The sequence below is a fragment of the Cryobacterium sp. TMT1-2-1 genome, from assembly GCF_004403955.1.
Lineage (GTDB): Bacteria > Actinomycetota > Actinomycetes > Actinomycetales > Microbacteriaceae > Cryobacterium > Cryobacterium psychrotolerans.
Window position 1 is genome coordinate 20,345 of record NZ_SOHC01000005.1, and the last position, 24,625, is coordinate 44,969.

23 protein-coding genes and 1 tRNA gene are annotated in these 24,625 nt (G+C 70.0%); 11 read left to right on the plus strand and 13 right to left on the minus strand.

Features of this window, described 5'->3' with window-relative positions; translation table 11 throughout:
• From E3T33_RS00815 to E3T33_RS00825, 3 genes are all read right to left on the minus strand, one after another.
• Window positions 1-1,026 (minus strand): amino acid ABC transporter permease, encoded by a 1,026-nt coding sequence (locus E3T33_RS00815; RefSeq protein WP_092321048.1) that lies wholly within the window; start codon window positions 1,024-1,026, stop codon window positions 1-3.
• 3 nt (window positions 1,027-1,029) lie between these two features.
• Entirely contained in the window at window positions 1,030-1,926 is an 897-nt protein-coding gene (locus E3T33_RS00820; protein ID WP_134574543.1) for an ABC transporter substrate-binding protein, read from the minus strand.
• Between the two features lie 161 nt (window positions 1,927-2,087).
• Window positions 2,088-2,942: a sulfurtransferase gene (locus E3T33_RS00825; protein ID WP_134574544.1), complete on the minus strand. Its 855-nt coding sequence runs from the start codon at window positions 2,940-2,942 to the stop codon at window positions 2,088-2,090.
• Window positions 2,943-3,073: 131 nt separating this feature from the next.
• Here E3T33_RS00825 and E3T33_RS00830 point away from each other — a divergent pair, with 131 nt between their 5' ends.
• The 3 genes from E3T33_RS00830 to E3T33_RS00840 all read left to right on the plus strand — a co-directional run bounded on the left by E3T33_RS00830 (window position 3,074) and on the right by E3T33_RS00840 (window position 6,266).
• Complete coding sequence (locus E3T33_RS00830) at window positions 3,074-4,285, plus strand: MFS transporter (protein WP_092321045.1); 1,212 nt, start codon at window positions 3,074-3,076, stop codon at window positions 4,283-4,285.
• Window positions 4,286-4,428: 143 nt separating this feature from the next.
• Window positions 4,429-5,343, plus strand: a complete 915-nt coding sequence (locus tag E3T33_RS00835; protein ID WP_134574545.1) for a hypothetical protein — start codon at window positions 4,429-4,431, stop codon at window positions 5,341-5,343.
• A gap of 104 nt (window positions 5,344-5,447) precedes the next feature.
• Window positions 5,448-6,266, plus strand: coding sequence for an aldo/keto reductase (locus tag E3T33_RS00840; RefSeq protein ID WP_134574546.1), 819 nt, complete (start codon window positions 5,448-5,450; stop codon window positions 6,264-6,266).
• Between the two features lie 54 nt (window positions 6,267-6,320).
• On the opposite strand, the gene E3T33_RS00845 is transcribed toward E3T33_RS00840, so the two are convergent.
• The 3 genes from E3T33_RS00845 to E3T33_RS00855 all read right to left on the minus strand — a co-directional run bounded on the left by E3T33_RS00845 (window position 6,321) and on the right by E3T33_RS00855 (window position 9,545).
• A complete protein-coding gene (locus E3T33_RS00845) occupies window positions 6,321-7,637 on the minus strand; it encodes an MFS transporter (protein ID WP_166784352.1) in 1,317 nt (438 codons plus the stop codon).
• Complete coding sequence (locus E3T33_RS00850) at window positions 7,634-8,620, minus strand: aldo/keto reductase (RefSeq protein ID WP_092322143.1); 987 nt, start codon at window positions 8,618-8,620, stop codon at window positions 7,634-7,636. Before E3T33_RS00850 ends, E3T33_RS00845 begins: the two co-directional genes overlap by 4 nt.
• 67 nt (window positions 8,621-8,687) lie before the next feature.
• The gene (locus E3T33_RS00855; protein ID WP_092322145.1) at window positions 8,688-9,545 is read right to left on the minus strand and encodes an alpha/beta hydrolase; all 858 of its coding nucleotides are present in this window, start codon (window positions 9,543-9,545) and stop codon (window positions 8,688-8,690) included.
• Window positions 9,546-9,647: 102 nt separating this feature from the next.
• Here E3T33_RS00855 and E3T33_RS00860 point away from each other — a divergent pair, with 102 nt between their 5' ends.
• The 4 genes from E3T33_RS00860 (at window position 9,648) to E3T33_RS00875 (ending at window position 14,211) form a co-directional block, all read left to right on the plus strand.
• Window positions 9,648-10,508 (plus strand): DUF4349 domain-containing protein, encoded by an 861-nt coding sequence (locus E3T33_RS00860; protein WP_092322146.1) that lies wholly within the window; start codon window positions 9,648-9,650, stop codon window positions 10,506-10,508.
• Between the two features lie 10 nt (window positions 10,509-10,518).
• Window positions 10,519-11,706 carry an acyl-CoA dehydrogenase family protein gene (locus E3T33_RS00865; RefSeq protein WP_092322147.1) on the plus strand — a complete coding sequence of 396 codons (1,188 nt, stop codon included), beginning with the start codon at window positions 10,519-10,521 and terminating at the stop codon, window positions 11,704-11,706.
• A complete protein-coding gene (locus E3T33_RS00870) occupies window positions 11,703-13,046 on the plus strand; it encodes a threonine/serine exporter family protein (RefSeq protein ID WP_092322149.1) in 1,344 nt (447 codons plus the stop codon). The genes E3T33_RS00865 and E3T33_RS00870 overlap by 4 nt, the downstream gene beginning before the upstream one ends.
• A gap of 295 nt (window positions 13,047-13,341) precedes the next feature.
• Complete coding sequence (locus E3T33_RS00875; RefSeq protein WP_092322150.1) at window positions 13,342-14,211, plus strand: metal-dependent hydrolase; 870 nt, start codon at window positions 13,342-13,344, stop codon at window positions 14,209-14,211.
• Between the two features lie 6 nt (window positions 14,212-14,217).
• Here the strand turns inward: E3T33_RS00875 and E3T33_RS00880 are convergent, their stop codons facing one another.
• Window positions 14,218-15,000, minus strand: a complete 783-nt coding sequence (locus E3T33_RS00880; RefSeq protein WP_092322152.1) for a hypothetical protein — start codon at window positions 14,998-15,000, stop codon at window positions 14,218-14,220.
• Window positions 15,001-15,151: 151 nt separating this feature from the next.
• Between E3T33_RS00880 and E3T33_RS00885 the strand changes: the two genes are divergently transcribed.
• The gene (locus E3T33_RS00885; RefSeq protein ID WP_241982779.1) at window positions 15,152-16,177 is read left to right on the plus strand and encodes an acyl-CoA thioesterase; all 1,026 of its coding nucleotides are present in this window, start codon (window positions 15,152-15,154) and stop codon (window positions 16,175-16,177) included.
• Window positions 16,178-16,315: 138 nt separating this feature from the next.
• Here the strand turns inward: E3T33_RS00885 and E3T33_RS00890 are convergent.
• From E3T33_RS00890 to galU, 4 genes are all read right to left on the minus strand, one after another.
• Window positions 16,316-16,388, minus strand: a tRNA-Ala gene (locus tag E3T33_RS00890).
• Window positions 16,389-16,455: 67 nt separating this feature from the next.
• Window positions 16,456-17,406 carry a hypothetical protein gene (locus tag E3T33_RS00895; protein WP_092322153.1) on the minus strand — a complete coding sequence of 317 codons (951 nt, stop codon included), beginning with the start codon at window positions 17,404-17,406 and terminating at the stop codon, window positions 16,456-16,458.
• Between the two features lie 53 nt (window positions 17,407-17,459).
• Window positions 17,460-18,119, minus strand: coding sequence for a GNAT family protein (locus E3T33_RS00900; RefSeq protein WP_092322155.1), 660 nt, complete (start codon window positions 18,117-18,119; stop codon window positions 17,460-17,462).
• A gap of 61 nt (window positions 18,120-18,180) precedes the next feature.
• Window positions 18,181-19,074 (minus strand): UTP--glucose-1-phosphate uridylyltransferase GalU, encoded by an 894-nt coding sequence (galU, locus tag E3T33_RS00905; RefSeq protein ID WP_092322156.1) that lies wholly within the window; start codon window positions 19,072-19,074, stop codon window positions 18,181-18,183.
• Window positions 19,075-19,107: 33 nt separating this feature from the next.
• On the opposite strand from galU, the gene E3T33_RS00910 reads away from it, so the two are divergent.
• The 3 genes from E3T33_RS00910 to mscL are packed head-to-tail and all read left to right on the plus strand — an operon-like array spanning window position 19,108 to window position 20,576.
• The gene (locus E3T33_RS00910; protein WP_092322158.1) at window positions 19,108-19,686 is read left to right on the plus strand and encodes a 5-formyltetrahydrofolate cyclo-ligase; all 579 of its coding nucleotides are present in this window, start codon (window positions 19,108-19,110) and stop codon (window positions 19,684-19,686) included.
• 48 nt (window positions 19,687-19,734) lie between these two features.
• Window positions 19,735-20,109: an FmdB family zinc ribbon protein gene (locus E3T33_RS00915; RefSeq protein WP_092322160.1), complete on the plus strand. Its 375-nt coding sequence runs from the start codon at window positions 19,735-19,737 to the stop codon at window positions 20,107-20,109.
• A gap of 26 nt (window positions 20,110-20,135) precedes the next feature.
• The gene (gene mscL / locus E3T33_RS00920) at window positions 20,136-20,576 is read left to right on the plus strand and encodes a large conductance mechanosensitive channel protein MscL (protein WP_092322450.1); all 441 of its coding nucleotides are present in this window, start codon (window positions 20,136-20,138) and stop codon (window positions 20,574-20,576) included.
• A 22-nt stretch (window positions 20,577-20,598) separates the two neighbouring features.
• Here the strand turns inward: mscL and E3T33_RS00925 are convergent, their stop codons facing one another.
• On the minus strand, window positions 20,599-20,838 hold the full coding sequence (locus tag E3T33_RS00925; protein ID WP_092322161.1) for a hypothetical protein: 240 nt from the start codon (window positions 20,836-20,838) through the stop codon (window positions 20,599-20,601).
• A 17-nt stretch (window positions 20,839-20,855) separates the two neighbouring features.
• Window positions 20,856-24,581, minus strand: coding sequence for an AAA family ATPase (locus E3T33_RS00930; protein ID WP_092322452.1), 3,726 nt, complete (start codon window positions 24,579-24,581; stop codon window positions 20,856-20,858).
• Between the last annotated feature and the right edge of the window lie 44 nt (window positions 24,582-24,625).

The following is a 24,625-nucleotide window of genomic DNA, read 5'->3' on the forward strand; positions in this document are numbered from 1 at the left end:
TCATCGCGGTCCTCCAGGCTCGGTCGGTGGTGGCCCGTCGCCGGGCGGCCGCACAACGGTGGGCTGGCCGGAGCCCAGCGGAACGGCACCGGTGAGGGTGCCCGACATCGTGTCGATCTTGCGGTCCTCACGTGCGCCCACGCCACGCGCGAAGCGCTTCTCCAGGAAGTGCTGGCCCACCATCAGGATCGAGGTGAAGAACAGGTACCAGATCGAGGCGACGATCAGCAGCGGAATCGGGGTGAACGTCTCCGCCGAGATGTCGCGGGAGCGGGTGTAGAGGTCGAAGCTGTAGGGCACGGCCGTCACGAGCGAGGTCGTCTTCAGCATCGAGATGACCTCGTTGCCGGTCGGCGGGATGATCACCCGCATCGACTGCGGCAGGATGACCCGCCACATCGTCTGGAACCAGGTCATGCCGAGCGCGGTCGCGGCCTCGTCCTGGCCCTTGTCCACCGAGAGCAGTCCGGCCCGCACGATTTCGGCCATGTAGGCCGCCTCGTTGAGCGCGAGCCCGATGATCGCCAGGGTGAACGTGCTCAGCGCGGCATTGGTCTCGAAGGAGAACCACGGCTCCATGAACGGGATGCCGATGTCGATCGACGAGTAGATGATCGACAGCAGACCCCAGAACACCAGCTGCACGTACACCGGGGTTCCGCGGAAAACCCACAGGTAGAACCAGGCGAGGCTGTTAACCACGGGGTTCGGGGTCAGCCGCATGACGGCCAGGATCACGCCAAGAATGATGGCGATCACCATCGAGTAGACGGTCAGCTGCAGCGTGTTGAGGGCGGCCTCGCTGATCCGGCGGTCGAAGACATACTTCGCGACGAAGTCCCACTTGTAGGCTTCCCGCCCGGCAGCGTCGACGATGAACAACACGAAGCCGATAACGAGCACGACGGCGAAGACGATGCGCCACGGATGCCGGAGCCGGATCGCCTTGATCGGCTCCGACTCCGTCGCGCCGCCCGCCGGCGGGGTGGCCCCCGCCGCCGGACGGCTGTTGTTCTCGGTGCTCACGCGTTAGCCGTTCGCGGCTGCGTTGATCGTGATCTCGTCGATGCCGCCATCGGAAACGCCCCACGCGTCGAGGATCTCGGCGTAGGAGCCGTCGTCGACCATCGACTGCAGCGCGGCCTGGATCGCCTCGGCCAGCCCGGAGTCCTTGCCGACCGCGATGCCGTAAGGCGCGACGTCGAACGTCTCGCCGGCGAGCTGGAGCTCGCCCTCGGTCTTCGAGATCGCGTACAGGGTGACCGGGGAGTCGGCGCTCATCGCGTCGACCTGGCCGAGCACGACGGCGTTGGTGGCCGCATCCTGGGTGTCGAACGGCTTGATGTCGATCGGCGCCTTGCCGGCGGCGACGCAGGCGTCGCTCTTGGCCGGCACCTCGTCGGTGTGCTCGTAGGTTGTGGCCTGCACGGCGACCTTCAGGCCGCAGGCGTCGTCGGGGTCGACGTCCTTACCCTTGGCCGAAGCCCACTGGATGCCCGCGGTGTAGTAATTGACGAAGTCGACCACCTTTTCCCGCTCGACGTTGTCGGTGAACGAGGAGACTCCGATGTTCACCTTCCCGCCGGTGACACTGGGGATGATGTTGTCGAACTTCGACACCTGGTACTCGGGCTCGAGGCCGAGCTTGGCGGCGACGGCGGCGGCGATCTCGATGCCCCAGCCGATCGGCGTGCCGGCCTCGTCCTTGAACTCGTTCGGCGCGTAGGTCGGGTCGGTGCCGATGAGGAGCGTGCCGGAATCGGCAATCTTCGCCGGCAGCAGCGCGGCGGCGGCATCATCCTTGGTGACGCTGGTCGTGGGCTCACCCGCGGATCCGCCGGGGCTGGGCGTCGAGTTGTCGACGCAGCCGCTGAGCAGGAGGACGGCCACGGCCGCAATGGCCGGGAGTGCATATTTTGCGCGCATGGCAAGACCTTCTTCGTAGTTGACGGTGCTGCGGGTTCATCATTGATCCGCGTTCGGGTGTGCGACAGGGATGAGCCTAATACAACCCTTCACGTGCGGATTCCGGCGCAGATAACGTTTTGGAGCAGCCATACCGGTCGCCGCTGCCGCTGTGCGTCCGGCTATGCTCGTCGGACCGAGTTCCCGGTATCGCCCGTCTCCACGGGCCGTCCCGGCAGGTTCGACCACTGCGACCAGGAGCCGGGGTAGAGCGCCGCGCCGAATCCGGCGATGGTGAGCGCCGCGGCCTGGTGGGCGGCCGTGACACCGGAGCCGCAGTAGACGCCGACGTCGGCGGCATCCGTCGCTCCCAGCGCTTCGAACCGGGCGCGGAGCTCTCCGGCGGGCAGGAAGCGGCCGTCGGGGCCCAGGTTCTCGGCCGTCGGCGCGCTGGTCGCGCCGGGGATGTGACCCGCCCGCGGGTCGATCGGCTCCGTGTCGCCCCGGTAGCGTTCGGCGGCCCGGGCATCGAGCAGCAGGCCGGTGCCGGGGAAACCGGCTGCGGCATCCGCGTCGAGCGTGGGCAGGCGGCCGTAGGCGAGCGTGACGGTGCCGGGGGCGACGGGCTCTTCGCCGCGGGCGAGCGGCAGGCCGGCGGCGCGCCAGGCCGCCAGCGCCCCATCGAGCAGCAGCACCTCGCGCACGCCGGCGTGGCGCAACAGCCACCAGGCGCGGGCGCCGGAGAGGTTGCCCAGGCCGTCGTAGACGACGACCGTGTCGCCGTCGTTCAGGCCCCACCGGCGGGCGGCCGCCTGCAGCGCGTCGATGGACGGCAGCGGATGCCGCCCGTCGGTCGGCGCGCCGTGGCCGGCCAGCTCCTCGTCCAGGTCGACGTACGCGGCGCCGGGGACGTGGCCGGCGAGGTACTCGGGCCGTCCGGGCGGGCCGCCCAACCGCCAGCGCACATCCAGCACCCGGATGTCGCCGCTCCCGGTCAGTGCCGCGGCAAGCTCCTCGGCCGAAATCAGGGTTCGCATCAGGCCAAGGCTACCCGTTCGGCCCTTCCCTGCGGCGACACAGGGAAACCGCGCGCGGCGGCGGTTCTGCGCCTCTTCCCGCTCCCGCACGGCGGTTTCCTGCGGGCCTTCCGCCAATAGACTTAGGGCTTGTGAGCAGTTACTGGAGCCTTCTGAAGACGCCGGGCGTTGCCCGAGTCATCGGCGCCCAGCTGACGGCACGATTCCCGTTCGGGATGCTCTCGCTCGCCTTCCTCATCCACCTCGAGCAGGTCTACGACTCGTACGGCGCGGCCGGCCTCGTGCTCGGCGCGATGAGCATCGGCCAGGCCATCGCCGGCCCGCTGACCAGCCGGCTGATGGGCCGCTGGGGCATCCGCCCGGTCATCCTGGTCACGATGACGGTCTGCACGATCTCGATCGTGCTGATGGCCCTCCTGCCGCTGGCGGTCTACGGGGTCATGCTGATCGGGTTCCTCGCCGGGCTGTCGATGCCGCCGATCCAGCCGGCCGTGCGCACCATCTACCCCAAGATCGTCAACTCGCGCCAGCTCACCCCGCTGTTCTCGCTGGATGCCTCGGCGCAGGAGATCATCTGGGTGCTCGGCCCCGTGATCGCCACGTTCGTCGCCATCCAGGTCAGCGCCGTGGCCGGCATCCTGCTGGCCGCGGTCTTCCTCGTCGGCGGCGGCCTCTGGTTCGTCTCGCTGCCGGAGGTCGGCCGGGTGCGCATCCCGCGCAGCAAGCGCACCATCGGCGCCGTGCTCAAGAAGCCGCAGGTGCTGCTTAGCACGATCGTCGGCTTCATGCTCGTCGCGGCATGCGCCGCGGTTGAGGCCGGCGTGGTGGCCGCCTTCGGCCACGGCAGCGCGGACTCGGGCTGGGTCCTGGGCATCTTCGCGATCGGGTCACTGATCGGCGGCCTCGCCCTCGGTCACGCCCCGATCGGGCCGTGGGCGCTGGCCGGGCGCATGCTCATCGTCACGGTCGGCCTGGTGCTGGCCTCCTTCGGCCTGGGCTTCTGGTGGCTCTCGGTGACCCTCCTGCTCGCCGGCGTGGGCATCGCCCCCGCCTTCGCCGTGCTGTTCGGCATCGTCTCGGCGAGCGTCAAGTTCAGCGACACCGCCGAGGCGTACGGCTGGGTGGGCACCGGCCAGCTGATCGGGGCCGCCCTCGGCTCCGCGGTCGCCGGCTTCCTGATCGACCACTCCGGGCCCACGTCCGCGATCATCGCCGCCGCCGCCTTCGCCGCCCTGGGCACGCTGATCCCGGCCGTCGGCAGGCGCTGGCATCCCGACCTGCGCGGACGCGACGTGGGCCCGATCCCCGACACCGAGCCCATCCGCACCATCCAGGTCTCCTAGCCCTCCCTTCACCTTCTCGCCCCCTACGCCGAACTGTGAGTTTGGCACCTTCGTGGGCGTCGGGAAGGTGCCAAACTCACAGTTCGGCGAGGGGGTGTGGACAACTTCGGACGAGGGCGCGCGCATCCGTCATCATCATGGGCATGGCCGCCCGAATCGTGCTCCCGCCCGAACTCGCCGACGAACCGTTCTCGGTTCGCCGGGCCCGGGAACTGGGGCTCGGTAAGAGCCGCCTGGGTGGCACCGATCTCGACAAACCGTACCGCGGGCTGCGCACAGTCGCGCCCGCGCCGACGTCGGTGCTTGAGCTCAGCCGCGCCTATGCGACCCGGATGCCGCCCACACACGTGTTCAGCCACGGCACGGCCGCCGTGCTCCACGGCATGCCGCTGCCCGGCCGGCTGGTGCACGAGCGCGTGCTCCACGTGACCGTACCGGCGAAGAACCGGCCGCCGCAGGTAGCGGGGATCGTCGGGCACGAGCTGCAGGCAGTCCTGATGGATGTCGAACTTCTGGACCTGCTGCCGGTCACCTCCCCCCTGCAGACCTGGATCGACCTCGGCCCCCTGCTGACGCGGGGCGAACTCGTCGCGGTCGCCGATTTCCTCTGCGCCGGCACCACGCCGCGCTACGAGCCGCAGGACCTCCGCGCGGCCGCCGCCCAGCTGAAGGGGCGCCGCGGCTGCCGGGCCCTGCGGGAGGCCGCCGCGCTCGCCCGCGCCCGGGTCGACTCCCCCAAGGAGACCGAGGTCCGGCTGCTGCTTGTCGACACCGGGCTCCCCGAGCCGGTCGCCAACTTCGAGGTGACTGATGCCGCGGGTCGCGTCATCGCGCGGGTCGACCTCGCCTGGCCGCAGTTCCGGCTGTGCATCGAGTACGAGGGCGACATCCACCGCACGGACCGCCTGCGCTTCCGCAGCGACATCACGCGCAGGGAGCGGCTCGAGGACGCCGGCTGGCGCGTCATCCGAATCACCGACGACGACCTGCGGGACGGCGGCCGAGAGCTGCTGCGGCGGGTGCGGTCCGCCCTCGCCGCCCGAGGCTGCCGCGCCTGACCCGCCCACTTCCCCTCGCCGAACTGTGAGTTCGGCACCTTCGTGGGCGTCGGGAAGGTGCCAAACTCACAGTTCGGCGGAAGAGGGTTGAGTTAATGGGGGGCATGGATACGTGGCTCAGGCTTAATGACGGGCGGAGCATTCCGCAGCTCGGCCTCGGCGTGTACAAGGTGACGGATGCCCTCGCCGCGGACACCGTGCAGGTCGCGCTCGACGCCGGGTACCGCCACATCGATACCGCGGCGATGTACGAGAACGAGCGCGGCGTCGGCCGGGGCATCGCCCGGTCCGGTCTTCCCCGAGGCGACGTCTTCGTCACCACAAAGGTCTGGAACGACCAGCACGGCTACGAGGAGACCCTGCGCGCCTTCGACGACAGCCTCGCCAGGCTCGGGCTCGACTACGTCGACCTGTACCTCATCCACTGGCCCGCGCCGCGGCAGGACCGCTACATCGACACCTACCGCGCGCTCGAGACCCTCCGGGCCGACGGGCGCGCCCGCTCGATCGGCGTGTCCAACTTCCACACGCACCACCTCGACCGGCTGCTGCGCGAGACGGATGTCGTCCCCGCCGTCAATCAGGTCGAACTGCACCCCTGGCTGCAGCAGGCCGAGGTGCGCCGGTACGACGCGGCCCACGGCATCCTGACCGAGGCCTGGTCTCCGCTGGCCCGAGGGCGCGCGATCGGCAACCCCGTGCTCGACGCGATCGGCGCCCGGCACGGCAAGACCGCAGCCCAGGTCGTGATCCGCTGGCACCTCGAGCTCGGGAACGTCGTGATTCCGAAATCCGTGACGCCGGACCGCATCCGCGAGAACATCGACGTCTTCGACTTCAGCCTGGCCTCCGAGGACCTGGCGGCCATCACCGCGCTGGACTCCGGCGAGCGCACCGGCAAGGACCCCGACGACCACGGATAGGGGCGGCACGAGAGGCCGGCGCCAGACCGGCGCGAGCCCGGCGCGGCCGAGCGCCTAGCCCAGCGGCACGAGCGCGGCCGGGCCCATCGGGTCCGGCACGTCCTCCGCGTTGGGCAGGCTCGTGATGAACCGGAAGAAGACGACCGCCAGCAGCGTGGCGATCCCTCCCCCGATGATGAACGGCAGCGCGAGGTCGACCCGGCCGACGAGCCCGCCGAGCAGGCTGCCCAGCGGCATCGCCCCCCAGAGCAGGGTGCGCCAGGTTCCGTGCACCCGGCCGAGCAGGTGCCCGGGGATGATGCTCTGCCGCAGCGACATCACGAGGATGTTCCAGACCGTGATCGACCCGCTGGAGAGCGCGAAGGCCACTCCGACGACCCAGACGTTCGGCCAGACCCCGACCAGGATCAACGTGCTGCCGCTGAGCAGCAGCATGAGCGCCATCGTCGGGCCCGCGTTCAGCCGGTTCTTCAGCGGAGCCGTCAGGACCGAGCCGACGATCCCCCCGACCGCACCGGAGAGCATGAACACGCCGAAAGCCGCCTCCGGTACCCGGAGGGGTCCGAGCAGGAACAGCACGAAACTCGCCGTCGCGAACGAGAAGGCCAGCCCGCCCGCGGTACTGACCAGCCAGAGCGTCACCAGCATCCGGCTCTTCACGATGAACCGGTAGCCGTCGACGAACTGGAGGTACCAGGCCACCTGCGGCGTGTCGAGCAGTGCGGCGTGCTGGCGGCCCGAGGCGACCTTCGGCAGCAGGAGCGCGAGCGCGGCGGCGCCCAAGAAGGCCAGCGCGTTCACGCCCAGCGGGATCAGCACGGACACCGCGAACAGCAGGGAGGTCAGCGGCCCGGACAGGAAGCTCTGCACGACGAGCTCGCCGGCCTCGATCCGCGAATTCGCCCGGGGCAGATCCACCCGGGCGACGATGCTCGGCACCACCGCGCGGGTCGCCCCGTCGTACACGGTCTCGAAGGCGCCGTAGACGAAGATGACCAGGTACAGCCACCAGATCGTGAGGCCGTTCGTCGCGCTCAGCACGCACAGCGCGACGGCGAGCAGCATCCGCACGGTGTCGGCGAGCGCGAGGGCCTTGCGCCGGTCGATGCGGTCGATCAGGATGCCGGCGGGAATGGCGCAGAGCAGCCACGGCAGCATCGCCATGGCGGCGATCCCGCTGATCAGCAGAGGGTCGTCGGTGAGCCGAGCCGCCAGCAGCGGCATCGCGGTGCGGGCGATCCCGTCGCCGAGGTTGCTCGCGATACTGGCGGCGAAGAGATTGGTGAAGGCGGGCCCGAGCCCGCGCTTCGCCGGCGCGGGCGAGCGATCGCCCCGCGCATCCGTCGCAGCGGCCTCCCCCGGGCCGGTCACCACCGAGAGTGGATGTTCTCGCGCAGGAGTCGGTCGTAGATGTCCTGAACACCCTCGTTGAATGCGAGGCTGAGCGGTTCCGCGCGTCCGGCCGCGGCGTTGGCCTGCGCCTGCGAGATCGAGCGCGCGCCGGGGATGACGCTGCTGACGCCGTCGATCTGGGCGACCCAGGCGAGCGCCGCCTGGGCCGGCGTCAGGCCCTCGGGAACGAGCGCGGCGAATTCCGCCGCCGCGGCCAGCCCGGTCTCGAAACCGACCCCGGAGAAGGTCTCCCCCACGTCGAAGGCGCTGCCGTCGAGGTTGTAGTTGCGGTGATCGGTCTCGGCGAACTTCGTGTCGCGGGTGTACTTCCCGGTCAGCAGCCCGCTCGCCAGGGGAACCCGCGCGATGATGCCCACCCCGGCCGCGCGCGCCGCCGGCAGCACCTCGTCCAGGGGCTTGAGCCTGAAGGCGTTGAGGATGATCTGCACGGTCGCGACCCCGGGCCGGGCGATGGCCGCGAGTGCCTGGTCACAGGTCTCGACGCTGACGCCGTAGGCGGCGATCGCGCCTTCGCTGACGAGGGTGTCGAGCGCGTCGTAGACCTCGTCGGACTCGATCACCGAGCTCGGCGGGCAGTGCAGCTGCACGAGGTCGAGCCTGTCGGTGCGCAGGTTCGCGCGCGACCGGTCGGTCCACTCGCGGAAGTGGGCCAGCACGTAGTTCTCCGGCAGCTGCTCGGACCGGCGTCCCATCTTCGTCGCGACCGTGATGTCCTGGCCCGGCGCATCCACCTCGAGGAAGTGGCCGATCAGGCGTTCGCTGCGCCCGTCGCCGTAGACGTCTGCCGTGTCGAAGAAGGTGACGCCCGCGTCCACGGATGCCGCGAGCACGGCCAGCGCGTCGGCCTCGGAGACGTCGCCCCAGTCCGCTCCCAGCTGCCATGTTCCAAGTCCGATGACCGATACGGTTCGCCCGGTCCTGCCGAGGGTTCGCTTCTCCATGACGCCAGCCTAACCACCCGCGCGCGCCCTCGCGAGGTGCCGCGGCCGCCGCGCCGCTCCGCACCGCTCAGTCGACGGGAGGGCGGCGCGAGTCCCCGGCGGCCGACGCGGAGATCGCCCTCGATCCGGCTTCCTCGATCGCCCGGACGACGGTCCGCGCCAGGCGCGGCCGGATGAGGTGGTCGTTCGCCTCGACTCGGTACGTGGTGACGTGCCGCATCCGCTCAATCACCGTCATGCTCCCCGGCGCGATGAATGCGTCGAGTGACCCGTAGACGACCGCGACCGGGATGTTCAGGCTCGCCACGTCGCTCACCACGGTCTGCGACTCTATGCAATGCTCGAGCGACTTCACGAACGGGGTCCAGCTTTTCGTGGTGATCTCGAAGATCCCCTTGGGCAGCAGCCGCGAGATGATGGCCGCGTTGGCGAGCGTGAAGTCCTTGTTCGCCCGCAGGAATTCGTAGGCTCGCAGGTAGGCGGTCACCCGGCCGCGCACGCGGGGGTCGCCGATATCGGCCGGCGAGAGGTAGACCGGCGGGCCGACCAGCACCAGTCCGGAGACGTTTCGGCGGTTCTTCGCGGCGTAGCGGGATCCGATCAGGCTGCCCAGCGAATGCCCGACGAGGGTGAACGGCTCGTCGAGCTTGAGGGAGCGGATGGTGGCCTCGAGCGAGGCCACGTGGTCTTCGAGGGTGTACTCGGAGTTCTCCGGCGCGGGCGATTCGCCGAAGCCGAGGATGTCCACTGCGATCACGCGGTGTCGCGGCACCAGCAGGGGGACCATGTTCCGGAACGTCACCGACGACGAGGCGATCCCGTGCACGAGGACAACCACGGGACCTGACCCCTCATCGGTGGCGACGTGCAGGAGCGGTGGACGGCGCCGGCCGAACACTGCCGCGAGATCCGCCCACCAGGTCATGCGTCCAGTATGGCCGCGCCGGTCGAACCCCGACGCCGAATTGTGATTGGACTCCCAGACAACATGCAGACAGCGGCCGTCCGCGTGGCCATACTGTGAGGCATGAAGCGAACCCTGGCCGCCACCGCGATCGTACTCGCGGCGCTCATCCTCTCCGGATGCACGTCATCCGGGTCGAGCGACAGTTCCGGACCGCCGGTCAGCGACGGCGGCGTCACCGACGGCGGCGGCGTCACCGGCGAGCCGGCCCCGGACAAGGGAGTCACCGGCGGCGGCGAGGTCGTGACGGACAACCGCGACGTGATCACCACCGGAACGGTCTCGCTCACGGTGAAGGATCCGATCGAGGCCGCCCAGACCGCCGCGGACATTACCGAGAAGGCGGGCGGTCGCGTCGACAGCCGCACCGAGAACCCGAGCGTCGACGACCAGCCGGCGAGCGCGAACCTGGTGCTGCGCATCCCCGCCGACGAGCTCGACAACGCCGTCGTCGAGCTGAAGAAGCTGGGCACCGTGAACAGGGTGTCGCTGAACTCCACGGACATCACCCAGCAGACGCAGGACATCGAGGCCCGCATCACATCGCTGCAGACCTCCGTCGACCGGCTGCTCAGCCTGATGGCCAAGGCGACCGACGCCACCGACCTGATCGCCATCGAGAGCGCCCTGTCGCAACGGCAGAGTGAACTCGAAGGGCTGCAGGCGCAGCGCGACTACCTCGCCGACCAGGTCGATTTCTCGACGATCAGCCTCGAGCTGTACTCCGAGGGCACGGTCGATCCGCCCAATCCGGACAACTTCTGGGACGGCCTTCTGGCCGGCTGGAACGCGCTCATGTCGGCCCTCGGCGGCGCCCTCGTGGCCATCGGATTCCTGCTGCCCTGGCTGGCGGTGCTCGGCGCGATCGGCGCGGTCGTGCTGCTGATCGTCTGGCTGTCAACAAGGAAGCGCAAGGCTGCATAGGCTGGCAGGTGTGAACGATTCCACGCCTGCCACTCCGCCGCTTCTGAGCGACGAGTTGTTGGCGCGGATTCACGGGCGAGCGGCCGGTTACGACCGGGACAACGTCTTCTTCACCGAGGACCTCGCCGAGCTCGCCGAGGCCGGCTACCTCCGCGCCCTCGTCCCGGCCGGCTTCGGCGGACTCGGCCTGACCCTGCAGCAGGTCTCGCGCGAGCAGATCCGGCTCGCTGCGCACGCGCCGGCGACCGCCCTCGCCGTCAACATGCACCTCGTCTGGACCGGCGTGGCCAGGGCGCTGCTCGAGCGCGGCGACGACAGCCTCGCCTTCCTACTCGAGGGCGCGGCGGCCGGCGAGGTCCTCGGCTTCGGCGTGAGCGAACCCGGCAACGACCTCGTGCTGTTCGGGTCGACGACGGATGCCCGCCCGCAGCAAGGCGGCGGCTACCGGTTCTTCGGCACCAAGGTCTTCACCTCCCTCTCCCCCGCCTGGACCAGTCTCGGCGTGATGGGGCTGGACTCCTCGGCGCCGGGCGCCCCGAAGATCGTCTGGGCGTTCATCGACCGCAGCGACCCCGGCGTCAGCGTCAAGGACGACTGGGACACGCTGGGCATGCGGGCCAGCCAGAGCCGGAGCACCGTGCTCGACGGCGCGTACGCCCGGCCCGACCGGGTGTTCCGCCGCCTCGACCCTGGGCCCAACTCCGATCCGCTGATCTTCGCCATCTTCGCGACCTTCGAGATCCTGCTGGCGTCCGTGTACACCGGCATCGGCCGGCGCGCGCTCGAGCTCGCCGTGGAAGCGGCCGGGCGGCGCACCTCGCTGAAGAACGACGGGCGCAGCCTGGACCAGGACCCGGACATCCGCTGGCGGGTCGCCGACGCCGCGATCGCCATGGACGGCATCTACCCGCAGATCGACGCGCTCGCCCGCGACGTCGACGCGCTCGCCGACCACGGCGCCCAGTGGTACCCGAGGCTCGCCGGGCTCAAGCACCGGGCAACCGAGAACGCGAAGCACGTGGTCGACCAGGCGCTCCGCGTCAGCGGCGGCTCCTCGTATTTCGCCGGGAACGAACTCGGACGGCTGTACCGCGACGTGCTCGCCGGCCTGTTCCACCCCTCCGACGCCGAATCCGCACACTCCACCGTGGCCTCGGCCTGGCTCGGACCGCTCACTGACTCTGGACCCGCAAAATGACCAAAACCTCGAGCATCGGCATCATCGACACCGCCGCCCACACCCGGGCCGTCCTCGACCTCACCATGCGCCTGGCCGAAGTCATTTTCGCCGCCGGCGCCGGCGCGGAAGATGCCACGGCGGCCATGGAGGCGATCACGCGCGCCTACGGCCTCAAGGGCACCGAGGCGAACATCACGCACACGATCATCAACCTGACCCACGAGGATCCGGCCACGCACGAATCCATCTCGCGCAGCCGAAACGTGAAATACCGGTCGCTGAACTACGCGAAGCTCACGGCGACATCCGAGCTGATCGCCGAGATCCTCGAGAACCCGATGGATGTCGCGGACGCCCGGAAACAACTGGCCACGATCGTCAGCGCGAAGCCGCAGGTTCCGATGCTGTTCCGCCGCGTCGGCTGGAGCCTGGTCGGTGCCGGCGCGGCCGTGCTGATCGGCGGCGGACCGGTCGTGATCCTGGCGGCGTTCGTCGCCGCGTTCATCATCGACCTGATCACGACCATGCTGGACAACCGCCGCGTCCCGGTGTTCTACCAGACGGTGGTCGGCGGCGCGATCGGACCGATCCTGGCGGCCCTCGTGCAGGTCATCGACCCCAGCGCCAACCCGTCGCTCGTCGTCGTCGCCGCGATCATCATGCTCCTGGCCGGGGTGACCACCTTCGGCGCCGTGCACGACACCCTGTCCGGGTTCTACCTGACCGGAACCGCCCGCGCCCTGGAAGCCATGGTCATCACCGGGGGTCTGGTCACCGGTGTTGCCGGGGCGTCGCTGATGCTCAGCCGGCTCGGCCTCGGGCTGCGGGTCGACTCGGATGTGGCCCTGACGCTGGCCAACCTGCCGCTGCTGCTGGTGGCATCCGTTGTCGTCGTCATCGGCTTCGGGCTCGCCGTTCAGGTTCCCTGGCGCGCGTTCTGGGTGGTCTGCCTGCTCGGCGCCGTCGCCGAATTCCTCTACCTGGCCGGAGCGAACGCGGGCTTCGGCCTGGTCTGGTCGTCGGGCGCGGCCGCGGTCGGCGTCGGCCTGCTCGCCGCGGTGGCCGCGCGCATCGTGCGCACGCCGCCGCTGGTCATCATGGTGTCGGCGCTCGTTCCGCTCGTGCCGGGACTGAGCCTGTTCCGCGGCCTGCTGCAGGTGTCGGAGGGCGAGATCGAGGGGCTGCTCAGCCTGCTGACGGCCGGCGCGGTCGCCGCCGCGCTGGCGGCGGGCGCCATCCTCGCCCAGTCGCTCGTGCAGTTCGTCTGGGGTCCGGCCCGCCGCCTGCAGCGCCGCTCCATCGGCCCGCTGATGGCGCTGCCGATCGCGCTCGGACGCGGCTCCGGCAAACGCATCTAGACGCCCGACGCGCCGATTCGGGCGATCCCGCGTAGGGTCGAGGAAACGGATGCCGCCGGGGCTCGGTTCGAAGGGGTACACATGGCTGACAAATCACCGAAGAAGGATGCGTCCAAGAAGGTCGCTGGAAAGTCGCTGAAGGAGAAAAGGGCCGACAAGCAGGCCAAGTCGAGCGAAACCGAGAAGGCCAGGAAGCGCTAAGGCCTGTCTCCTCCACCATCACCGGGTGCTGCCTCGCAAGACGGGGCAGCACCTTTGTTTTCCCGAAAGCCCTGTTGCTGAAAGAAAGGTCCCCATGACGCTCCCCACCCAGGACACCGTTGTGCTCTACCCGTCCGGGTCGGTGCGTAACGCAGCCACGGTCCTCCATGTCGAGGTGCTGCCCGGCGGGCGGGTGGCCGTGCTGCTCGACGCCACGAGCGTGCACCCCGTCGACGCCGGCTGGCCCGACCAGGGCGCCGACGCGGCCGTGCTGCGGATCGGGGAGATCGACCACACCGTCGTGGACGCCATCGTGGGGGCAACCGACGGGGCCGAACTGCACCTGGGCCGGGACATCCCGGTCGGCAAGGGCACCGAGGGCTGGGCGTTTGTCGTGGTGCACGTGCTGGAGAGCGGCGCCCTGGCGGCCGAGGGCGACCCGGTGCGCGTGTCCGTGGATGCCGGCGCCCGGCTGCGCACGTCGGCCGGCCACACCGGCTGCCACGTGGCCTCGCTCGCGCTCAACCGCGCCGTCGCCGACCGCTGGAAGAAGGAGATCCGCGCCGACGGCCTCGGCAACCCCGACTTCGACGGGGTGGCCATCGACGTCTCCCTCATCCGCGAGAACGGATCGACCGATACCTACCGTCTCGGCAAGTCCCTGCGTAAGAAGGGCTTCGTCACGGAGGGCCTGGCCGACGACCTGGCCCAGGTGCAGGACGCGATCAACGCGGCCCTGGCCGGCTGGGTCGCCTCGGGCGCCGCCGTGCGGATTGAGCGCGACGGCGATCTGCTCACCGACCGCCGGTACTGGGTCTGCGAACTGCCGGAGCAGACCGTGCGGATCCCCTGCGGCGGCACGCACGTGGACTCGCTGGCCGAGCTCGGCGCGCCGCAGGTGCTGCTGTCCCTGTCGGAGGTGGACGGCACCAGCGTCCTGACGATGGAGACCAGCGTCGGCTGAACTCCCTCAGTCGGCTGAGCTGCCTCGGTCGACGAGGATCGCGTCCACCGGTTCGTCGCCGCGGATCTCGCGCAGCAGCTCCACGATCCGGTCGACGACGGCCATCGAGATGCCGGCGCAGACAATGCTGTGCGGTCCGAGTTCACCGAGCCCGCCGGCGCGCACCCGGATGACCTCCCAGCCGACCTCGCCGAGCGCGGCGTCCTTCTCCCGGTCGGACGCCTCCTTCAGCCCGCGGTGTGCCGTGCCGTCCCGGCCGGGGTCGTCGTACTCAATCGCGACCTTGAGCGCGGGAATGATGATGTCGGGCCAGACCTCGGGCTTGCCGTAGAAGGTGCGGCTGATCCGAACGGCGTTGACCCGGTGCGGCAGACGGATGCGCTCGGCCAGCAGCATCCGCAGCCGCTGCTCGGTCATGGACGTTCGTGTCTTCAGCCCCGGTTTCATGAACGGGATGCCGCCCTCGAACCGTGCGGACGGCGCCTGCGCGTTCGCCCGGCACTTCGGGCAACCGGGCCCGGTGAGCGCCTCACGGACGCTCGCCTCGAACCGGGAATGCCCGCGTTCGCAGATCCACTCGTAGGAGGCCCCGATGCGGGTTTCGGCCGCGAGGGCCGCGCGACCGCCGGGGGCCACTTTCCGCAGCAGCTGAGCGCGGCGGCGTTTCGTCTCGGCCAGGAGCATGCAGAGCGGGCAGTCACGCTGGAGGGTGATCCTCGCCTCGCCCGGCGGGGCACCGTGCCCGCAGCGAAAACGGACGCTGCTGCCCTGGTTCGCACCATCGCCCATGCCTGCCCTCCTCCTGTCTGCATCCACGCTAATCACGTCCACCGACATCCGCGGGGACGGCGCGTCACACCCGCCCGCCGGGCTGCCGGATGTGCGATTCTGGGACCGGGACCGGACAGAGAGCACCCGGCCGCCCAGAGTTGGAGTTCCCGTGACGATCCCCGAGCCCGCCGCCGCCACCGTCCCCGAGCCCGCCGCCCAGCCCGAGCCCGAGCCCGAGCAGAGCGACCGCATCACCCTGCGGTTCATGGCCAATCCGCAGGATGTCGCCGCATCCGGCACCACGGTGGCCGCCGGCAGCGTACTCGAGTGGATCGACAAGGCCGGCTACGCCTGCGCCGTCGGCTGGAGCGCCTCCTACTGCGTCACCGCGTACGTCGGCAACGTCCATTTCACGCGGCCGATCGAGCCGGGCAGGCTTGTCGAGGTGCACGCCAGGATCATCCACACCGGCCGCACGAGCATGCACGTGCTGGTCACGGTGGAGACGACGGATGTCCGCGAGCGGCGGTACACGCCGGCGACACACTGCATTCTCGTCTTCGTGGCCATGGACGACGCCCGCCGCCCGCGCGAGGTCCCCGAGTGGCGCCCGCGCTCGGCGGCCGACGAGGCGCTGCAGCGGAACGCGAGGGAACGGCTCGAACCGCGCCGGCGCATCCAGGCCGCCATGCGCGACCAGCTCTATTCGGACGAGGGCACGACCCCCAGCACAGTCTTCCGCTTCCTGGCTGCGCCCGGCGACGTGAACTGGGGCGGCAAGGCTCACGGCGGAACGGTCATGCGCTGGATCGACGAGGCGGCCTACGCCTGCGCGGCGAGCTGGAGCTCTGAGGCAGCGGTGGCGGTGTACTCGGGCGGCATCCATTTCTACCGCCCGATCCGGATCGGCGACATCGTCGAGGTGGATGCCCGGCTCATCCATACCGGACCGCGCAGCATGCACATCAGCATCCGGGTACGCTCCGGGAGCCCCCGCACCCCGCACGACCTGCAGCTCACCACCCAGTGCATGAGCATCTTTGTCTCCCGCGGGGCGGACGGCGGCGCGGAGCCGGTGCGCTCGCTCCCCCTCGCCAGCGCGGAGGACGAGCGCCTCGACGCCCACGCCCGGGCGCTGATCGCGATGCGCGCCGACCTCCCGACCCTGCCCGTGGGCCTCGCGCACACCCCCTAAAGCGAACGCCACCCGCCTCCACGCTGAGTTGCGGACAAAGTACCTTCAATTTCCCAACGAAGGTACTTTTTCCGCATCTCAGCCAGGGCTTAAACCGGGAAGGGCCCGCCTTGCGGCGGGCCCTTCCTCAAACAGCGGTGGAGCTAAGGAGATTCGAACTCCTGACCTCCTCGATGCGAACGAGGCGCGCTACCAGCTGCGCCATAGCCCCCGACTGCTACTGAAGAATATCATGCACGCGCGGGTGGTGTGTGCCGCGGTCGGGTCGGCTGGGTCGGCTATCCGACGGCCCGACGGCGACGCAACACGGCGTCGAGGTCGGTCATGCCGGGTTCGGTCTCGCCGACGACGCCCATCGAGGCGAATCGGTTCGGCGCCGAGGTGCCGGCGGAAGCCGGCTGGGCGGCGGGGCGCGCGGCGGCCGGGCGGGAGATCGGGGTGACGGCGGCGGCGATCCGGGCGGCCCGGAGGGCGAGCTCGGATTCGGCGGCCGCCTTGCGCAGCTCGGCCGCGGCATCCACCGACGCCATCGCGGTCTGCGCGATCGAGCCCCGGGACAGGTGCAGGGGGCGCGGAAGGGGCTGCGGAGTCCAGGTGGGGTTGGCCACCGGGGCCTCGTCGAAGTGCACGGGTTCGAAGCGTTGTGCCGTGAGGGATGTCGCGATCGGCGCCCGGGCGAACACCCGGGCCGCACGGGCGATTCGGGCCAGCCGGGACAACGAGCCGAACGCCAGGGCGACGGCGATAGCGCCGAAGCCGAGCACGGTCCACGAACCGGCCACCAGGGCGGTGACCGCGCCGACCACCAGCGAGACGAGTCCGGACAGGAGCACGAGGGAACTGAGCGCGCGCCACCTGCGCAGCCGCCGGAGGGCGAGCGCGGGCGACCCCGCCGAAGCGGAAGCGGAAGCCGACCGGGCGAGGCCGGCCGCGCGCCGCGCCGCAGCGGCGGCATCCACCGCCTGCTTCGACTCCGCACGGGCATCGTCTTCGGCCCGGGCGAGGAGTTTCTGCTGGGCGGAGACCGTGCGCGCGTTCGCCTCCAGCCGAACCTGCTGGGGAACTTCGGCGGTTTCGGCCATGATTCGCAGCGTCTGCTGCAGCCGAACGGCGTTGCGCTCCACGGCGAGGTACTGGCGACGACGGGACCAGGTCGGCATCAGATAGGTCACCCAGAGGGTGGCGGCGACCGCCACCATCACTCCACCGCCCAGCGCCTCGCTACTCATGGTCACTACGGTATGAGCGCGGAGCACCACCGGGCATGATTACCAAGGGTGTGTCACCGCCCAATGATGGGCAAGGGCTGCGCGGCGGCGGCGAGATCCGCCGGCGACACCATGGCCGCATCCTCGGGCACGAGCCCGGCGCGCCAACGGCGCAACACACCCTCCGGCAGTTCCTCGGCGACGAGGCCGAAGCAGAAATGGTCGCGCCAGTCCCCGTTGATGTGGATGAAGCGGCGCCGGAGCCCCTCGTACCGGAATCCGAGCTTCTCGACCACGCGCAGCGACGGAGCGTTCTCCGGTCGGATGCAGATTTCCATCCGGTGCAGGCCCAGTTCGGTGAAACAGTAGTCGGTGGCCAGGGCGACCGCCGCCGGCGTGATCGATTTGCCGGCGAATTCCTTGCCCGCCCAGTACCCGATCGTGGCCGACGACAGCGAGCCCCAGGTGATCGACGACACGTTCAGCTGCCCGGCGATCTGCCCGTCGTACTCGACGATGAACGGCAGGCCGTGCCCGGCCCGGGCGTTGAGCAGCAGGTTCCGGATGCTCGCGCGGGTGTCGAAGGACATCGGCGCGTACGGGTTGGTCGCTTCCCAGGCGCGCAGCCACGCCCGGTTCTCCAGGAGAACGCGCTCGAGGGCCCTGGCATCACGCACCCGGATCGGGCGCAGGGCGACGGGGCCCTCGTGGAGCGTCGGGATCGCGAGTGGCACTGCTTGCCTGTCTAGTCGTGGGCCGCGGCCCGGTGGTTTGCGCCCACTGTAGTCGTCTGGCCTAGCTCATGCGGCCGGCGAAATCGCGCAGCCAGGGGCGAAGGTCCGGACCCAGGTCGTCGCGATCCACGGCGAGCTGGATGATGGCCTTGATGTAGTCGAGCCGGTCGCCCGTGTCGTAGCGTCGGCCGCGGAAAATCACGCCGTACACTCCCCCGGTCTCCTCCGGGGTGATAGCCATTTCCTGCAGCGCGTCGGTGAGCTGGATTTCGTTTCCCTTGCCCGGCTTGGTGTGCTCGAGCACGTCGAACACCTCCGGCCGGAGCACGTAGCGCCCGATGATGGCGAGGTTCGAAGGGGCGTCGGCGGCGCTGGGCTTCTCGACCAGGCCGGTCACGCGCACGACGTCGGGATCGTCGGTCTCTTCGATCGCGGCGGCACCATACATGTGGATCTGCGACGGGTCCACCTCCATCAAGGCGACAATGCTGGCGTTGCGCTTGTCCTGTTCGTGCAGCATCTTGCCCAGCAGCGGGTCGCGGGCGTCGATGATGTCGTCGCCGAGGAGAACGGCGAAGGGTGCCCGGCCGACGTGCATCTTCGCGCGCAGGATGGCGTGGCCGAGGCCCAGGGGGTCGCCCTGGCGCACGTAGTGCATGTCGGCCAGATCGGTGGATTCGTTGACCTTGGCCAGTTTGGTCAGGTCACCCTTGCGTGCGAGCAGGTCTTCCAGCTCGGTCATCCGGTCGAAGTGGTTCTCGAGGGAGTTCTTGTTGCGTCCGGTGATCATCAGGACGTCGTGCAGCCCCGCCGCGACCGCCTCTTCGACGACGTACTGGATGGCCGGCTTGTCGACAACGGGCAGCATCTCCTTCGGCATCGCTTTGGTTGCCGGCAGGAATCGTGTGCCGAGTCCTGCTGCAGGAATGACGGCCTTGGTTATAGGGGTGCCCATGGGGTCAAGGGTATCGGCATCTAGGATGACTTTATGGACTCCGACATCCCTCACCGAAAGCGGGCGCTCCGCGCCGAGTTGCGGGAGCGCCGTCAGAACATGACTTCGGTCGAGCGAGAGGCCGCGACTGCGGGTCTCACCGAGAACCTGCAGAGCCTCGCCATCGACCTGTCGGCCCGGTCGATTTCGTGTTACCTCTCCTCCCGCACCGAACCCAATACCCGCCCCTTCGTGAACTGGGCGGAGGCCGACGGCATCCGTGTCCTGTTCCCGGTGTCGCGCGAAGACGGGCTGCTCGACTGGACCGTCGGAGAAGGCAATGGCGAGACGGAGGGCATCGCCGGGGTTCCGGAGGCCGCCGGCACGCTCCTCGGCCCGATCGCCATCAACGACGTCGACCTGATCATCGTTCCGGCGGCGGCCGTCGACAGCACCGGCATGCGGATGGGCTGGGGTCGCGGTTATTATGACAAGACCCTCGGCTCCATGGACAAGTGCCCCCCGGTGTACGCCGTCGTGTTCGACAACGAGTTCGTCGACGAGGTGCCCCGCGAGGTGCACGACCAGCCGGTCAACGGACTGGTCACCCCCACGAGAATCATCTCGTTCTAAGACCCCTGGCCAGCATTTCGCTCGCCGTTCCATCAGCTGGAGATTGACGTGCCCACTTACTCGTACCGTTGCACGGAGTGCGACACCGCCTTCGACATCCAACAGTCCTTCAGCGACAGCTCACTGACCGTGTGCCCCACCTGCCAGGGCAAGCTGCGCAAGGTGTATTCCGCGATCGGGGTGAGCTTCACCGGTTCCGGCTTCTACCGCAATGACGCCAGGGCGGAAGCCACTGCGTCCCGGGACACGAGGTCAGGCGCGAAGAAGGCGGCCGACAAGGCTCCGGAGAAGGCGTCCGAGAAGCCGGCGAAGGCTGCCGGCGAGAAGTCGTCGGCCGCGCCCGCCGCCACGCAGAGCAAGCCGTCCGCCAGTGTCTCGCCGACCACGTCGAGCACGGGCTCCTCTGCCCCGAAAAAACCGTAGTGGAACGCTTTGAGAGAGGTTCGATCATGATCAAGGGCTTCAGGGACTTCATCATGCGCGGCAATGTGATCGACCTCGCGGTCGCCGTTGTCATTGGCGCGGCATTCACGGCGGTCGTGAATGCGATCGTGACGGGGATCTTCAACCCCCTGATCGCGACGCTCTTCAACGCCGAAAGCCTGGCCGAGTCCATGATCGTGGAGCTGCCGGGCGGGGCGAAGATGTCCTTCGGGCTCGTGCTCGCCGCGATCATCACCTTCCTGCTGATTGCGGCCGTGGTGTATTTCGTCTTCGTGCTCCCGCTCAACAAGATGAAGGAAGCCCAGGAGCGCCGCCGAGCCGCCGGCGTCCCTGCCGCCGCGGAAGCCGTCCCTGCGACCGAGCTCGACCTGCTCGCCGAGATCCGCGACCTCCTCGCGTCGAGCGCGAGCGAGGCCGCCAGCGAAGGCCCCAAGCACACGCTCTAACCAACGGGCCCGGCCCGACCGGCTACCAGTGCGGCGGGCGGTCCCGCCGGAGTCGGTCGTCGTTCGCGCCACGGGACCCCGACGCCGTGGGGGCAACGCCGCCCTCCTCGCGCTCGATCGGCACGTCCGGGCTCGGGTCCGTATTCGGCGCGGGCAGCAGTTTGGCGCGTCTCGCGCCGCGCTGGCGCACGATCGGCTGCCGGGGTGCGCCGGTCGTGCCGGCGCGCTCGTCCGCGCCACTGGTGTCGTCTTCAGCGCTCATGGGACAAGGCTAGCCCGTCAGTCGCGGGCAGGCACGACCGCGATCGGAGCCGTCGCCAGCTCGGCAGCGGGGCCACCCCGCTTGACCCCGGCGAGAGTCGCCACCCGCTGGGCGACGGCATCCGGGTTGCTGAAGAGTTCGAAGCTGTGCACCCTCAGGTAGTGCCAGCCCAGCCGGCGCAGCACCTCGGGGCGCAGCCGGAGCGACTCGCGCAGGCTCGCCCGGCCGACGACGGCGTCCGTTTCAACGACGACCGCACGGCCGGCGTGCGAGGCCGCGAGCGCGAGCTTGCCGCGGTGGCCGAGGGAGACGGTCAGGCCCAGCCGTTCGAGCCGGCCGGCCAGGTCGACCAGCATCGACTCACTCGGGTCGGGCGCCTGGTTCTCCCTGGCGCGCGCCTCGGTTTCGCTGAGCACCTGGGAGAGGGCCAGGATGCCGTGGCGCTGGCGGTCCGCGTCGATGTCCTCGGGCCGGAAGCAGGAGACGATGTCCATCGCACGCCTGGCACGGGTCATGCCGATGGCGAGCAACCGTTCGCCGCCCGGCTCGCCGAGGGACCCGAAGTTGGAGAGCAGCCGGCCGTGCGGGGTGCGCCCGTAGCCGATCGAGAAGATGACCCGGTCGCGGCTCTGCGCGACGGCCTGCTCGAGGGTGAGCACGGTGAACGGCTCGGCGCGGTCCTTGAGGATGAAGTCGGAGAGGTCGGTGCGCTTGGAGAACGCGGCCAGGACCGCCTGGTGCACCCGCACGGAATGGCGGGCGCTCGCGGTGATGACCATGAGCGACTCGCGGGGGCGCTTGACCGCGTGGTCGAGGACCAGTTCGACGACCTTGGCGACCTCGGCGTCGACACTCTCGATGGCGCCGCTCTCCGCATCCGGCATGCCGCGGCCGCCGGCGACGTAGCTGAGGCTGAGGCTCCCGTGGCCGAGGAAGCTGCCGGCCCAGGGCAGGGAGTCGATGCGGCCGCCGTAGAAGCGGTGGTTGACGATCTCGGCGAGGTCTTCTCCCCCGGCGCGGTAGCTGCGGGTGAGGGTGAGGGTCGGCAGCAGTTCGCCGAGGCGCGCCAGCGCCGAGTCGGCGTGCAGGGCGTCCACGTTGTGCGGTTCGGCGTCCCCGGATTCGCCGATGCCGGTCTCGAACGGTGAGGGCGTCTGGGTGACCGGGTCACCGAAGGCCACCACCTGCTTGCCGCGGCGAACCGCCCCGACGTTCTCGGCGAAGGTGGTCGCACCGGCGTCGACGAGCAGCACGGTGTCGAAGCTGAGCCGGTCGTCCAGGTCGGCGACCTCATACGGGGAGGCAAGCCACACGGGCGCCAGCACCCGGCCGAGGTGGGGGGCGGCATCGTGCAGCCTGGTCGGCGTGGCGCGGCCGGAGCGCAGCAGCCGGCGCAGGTGGTCGGCCTCCTCCGGCCAGTCGACGACTCCGATCTTCCACGTCTCGGCGAGCAGCCAGGCCACCAGCTGGCCGGTGGCGGATGCGTGCGCCTCGTCGACGAGCCGGAAGTCGGCTTCGAGGCGGTCGAGCACCTGCGTGTTCGCGTTCAGGAGGGCCTTGTTGTCGCTGAGCATCGCCTCGAGCACGGACTGCCACCAGGCGAGCTCGAGTTCGTCGGCGACATCCTTCTCCGACACGTGACGCTGTGCCAGGTCGGTCATCAGCGGGTCGAGGTTGTGCTCGCGCAGGGTGGAGAGCAGCGCGGTGCGCTCGTGCAGGTTCGCGAGCACTTCGCTTTCCGCGGCCAGCCCGGCGACGGTGTAGATGAGAGCCTTGATCGGACGGTTGGCGAGCATTCGGGTGGTCCCCGCGGCGCCGAGCGGAATGTCGAGCAGGCCCAGGTCTTCGGCGACGCGCTGGTAGGCCACGTGCACGTCGTTGATGCCGACGGGGACCTCGGGGGTGGAACCCGCGACGACGTACCGCTGCCAGAGGGTGCGCTGCTGCTGGATGCGGCGGAGGCTCTCGTTCATGTCGCTGACGTGCACGCCCGGCCGCAGGTACTCGTCCGCGAGCTTGCGCAGCCGGCGACGGCTGCTGGAGGGCATGTCGGGCGAGTCGCGCCGCGCCGAGGTGGCGGCGATCAGCTCGGTGAGCGGCCGGTCGTACACGGCCGGCTGGAACCGGTCGAGCGTTTCGCGGATGTCGAGCAGCAGCCGCAGGTAGATGCCCAGTTCCGCGATGGTCTCGAAGGGACGCAGCCGGGTCTGGCCGACCAGCCCCGACGCACGTTCGAGCAGGCGCGGCAGTTCGATCTGGTTGACCCGTTTGGCCAGCTGGTGCGCCGACGACGCCTCGGCGGTCGAGGTGAACGTCGCGCCGTACCAGGGCGAGTCGCCCGGGCCGTAGCGGAACTCGCCGAGCGCCGCCGCCTTGATCAGGGTCGCCGCGGCGGCCCCGCGGTTGTGCGCGAGCCGTTCGAGTGCGCCGCGGTCCAGCCGCGCGATCGTCGAGGGCGGGGACGGCAGCTGGGCGAGCCGGGCCAGTTCGCCGAGCGCGTCGAGCACGGACACGCCGAGCGCCGCGTCGCGCCGGGACAGGGCCGATCGGTAGTCGAGCAGAACCTTGCGCAGGCGCACGAGCGCGTCGTCGACGTCGCCCACGCGGGGCTGGGTGGCCTTCTCGTTGCGCGTGATCGACTGCACGAGGTCGCGGCGCAGGTTGCGCGGCGTGACGGCTGCTCCGGGGAGGCCGACCTGCACGAGTCGGTGGGCGATGCCGTCGAGGCTGGACCGGCGGGCGCTGACCACGAGCACGCGTTTGTGCTGGGAGATCAGCGCGCCGATGGCATTGACGATCGTCTGCGTGCCGCCCGTGCCCGGCAGCGTCTTCACGACGAGCGAGTTGCCGGCGGCGATCTGCGCGATGACGTTTTCCTGCTCCGGGTCGGCGTCGAGCAACAGGATGTCGGTGGCCGGCGGGCGCACGTCCTGGCCGATCGGGACGACCGGGTTGTACGCGGTCTCGACGGCGCGGCGGGCGGAGGGGTTTCCGGCGACCGCGTCGAGCAGCGGGTGGTCCAGCCGGGCGATGTCGGCGGCGAGGGCTCGCCCGACGTCGGCGAAGGAGGAGACCACCAGTCGCGGCACGACGTTGAACCAGGGCAGGTGCGAGGTGAGGCCGCGGAGCCGGTCGATCACCGGCTGGGGCTTGAACGCGCCGTTGGTGACCGCGAGCGCCACGAAGGCGTCCGCGTCGAGGGTGATCTGGAACTGGTCGTGCAGGGCGCGGGCCAGTTCCGGGTTGAGGAACGGCTGGCCCTTGAGCTTGAGTTCGAAGTCGCGCCCGTAGCGCCGGATCGCCAGCGGACGCAGCAGGATGGGCGCGCTGAACTCGGCCTCGCCGTTTTTCCACTGGGCCAGGCCGATGGCCAGGTTGACCGATTCGATCCCGCGCATGGAGCGCAGCTCGATGCCCTTCTGGGTGATCTCGTTGGCGGCCAGGCGGGCGTTGCGCAGCGCGAGCTCGTCGCGGATCAGGTTGGAGAGCAGGGTGGTCTTGCCGGTGATGAACTGCGGCAGGCCACCGGGGTGCGTGGCGCTGAGCTCGATGCGCGTACGCGTGCCGTCGTTGAAGTGCAGCAGCGGGGACCGGCCGCCGACCGCGGCGAGTTCGTCGCGCCAGCGCTGCCAGGTCGGCTCGGCGATATTGCCGGCCACCAGGGACGGATCGCCGAGGCTCACGGAGTGCGGGGAGGTCGAATTCGGCGCGTCGGAGCCGGACGCATCCGTGTACTCCGACAGGATGCCGTCGTCATCTTGTTTCTTATCGAGGCGCCACACAGGGA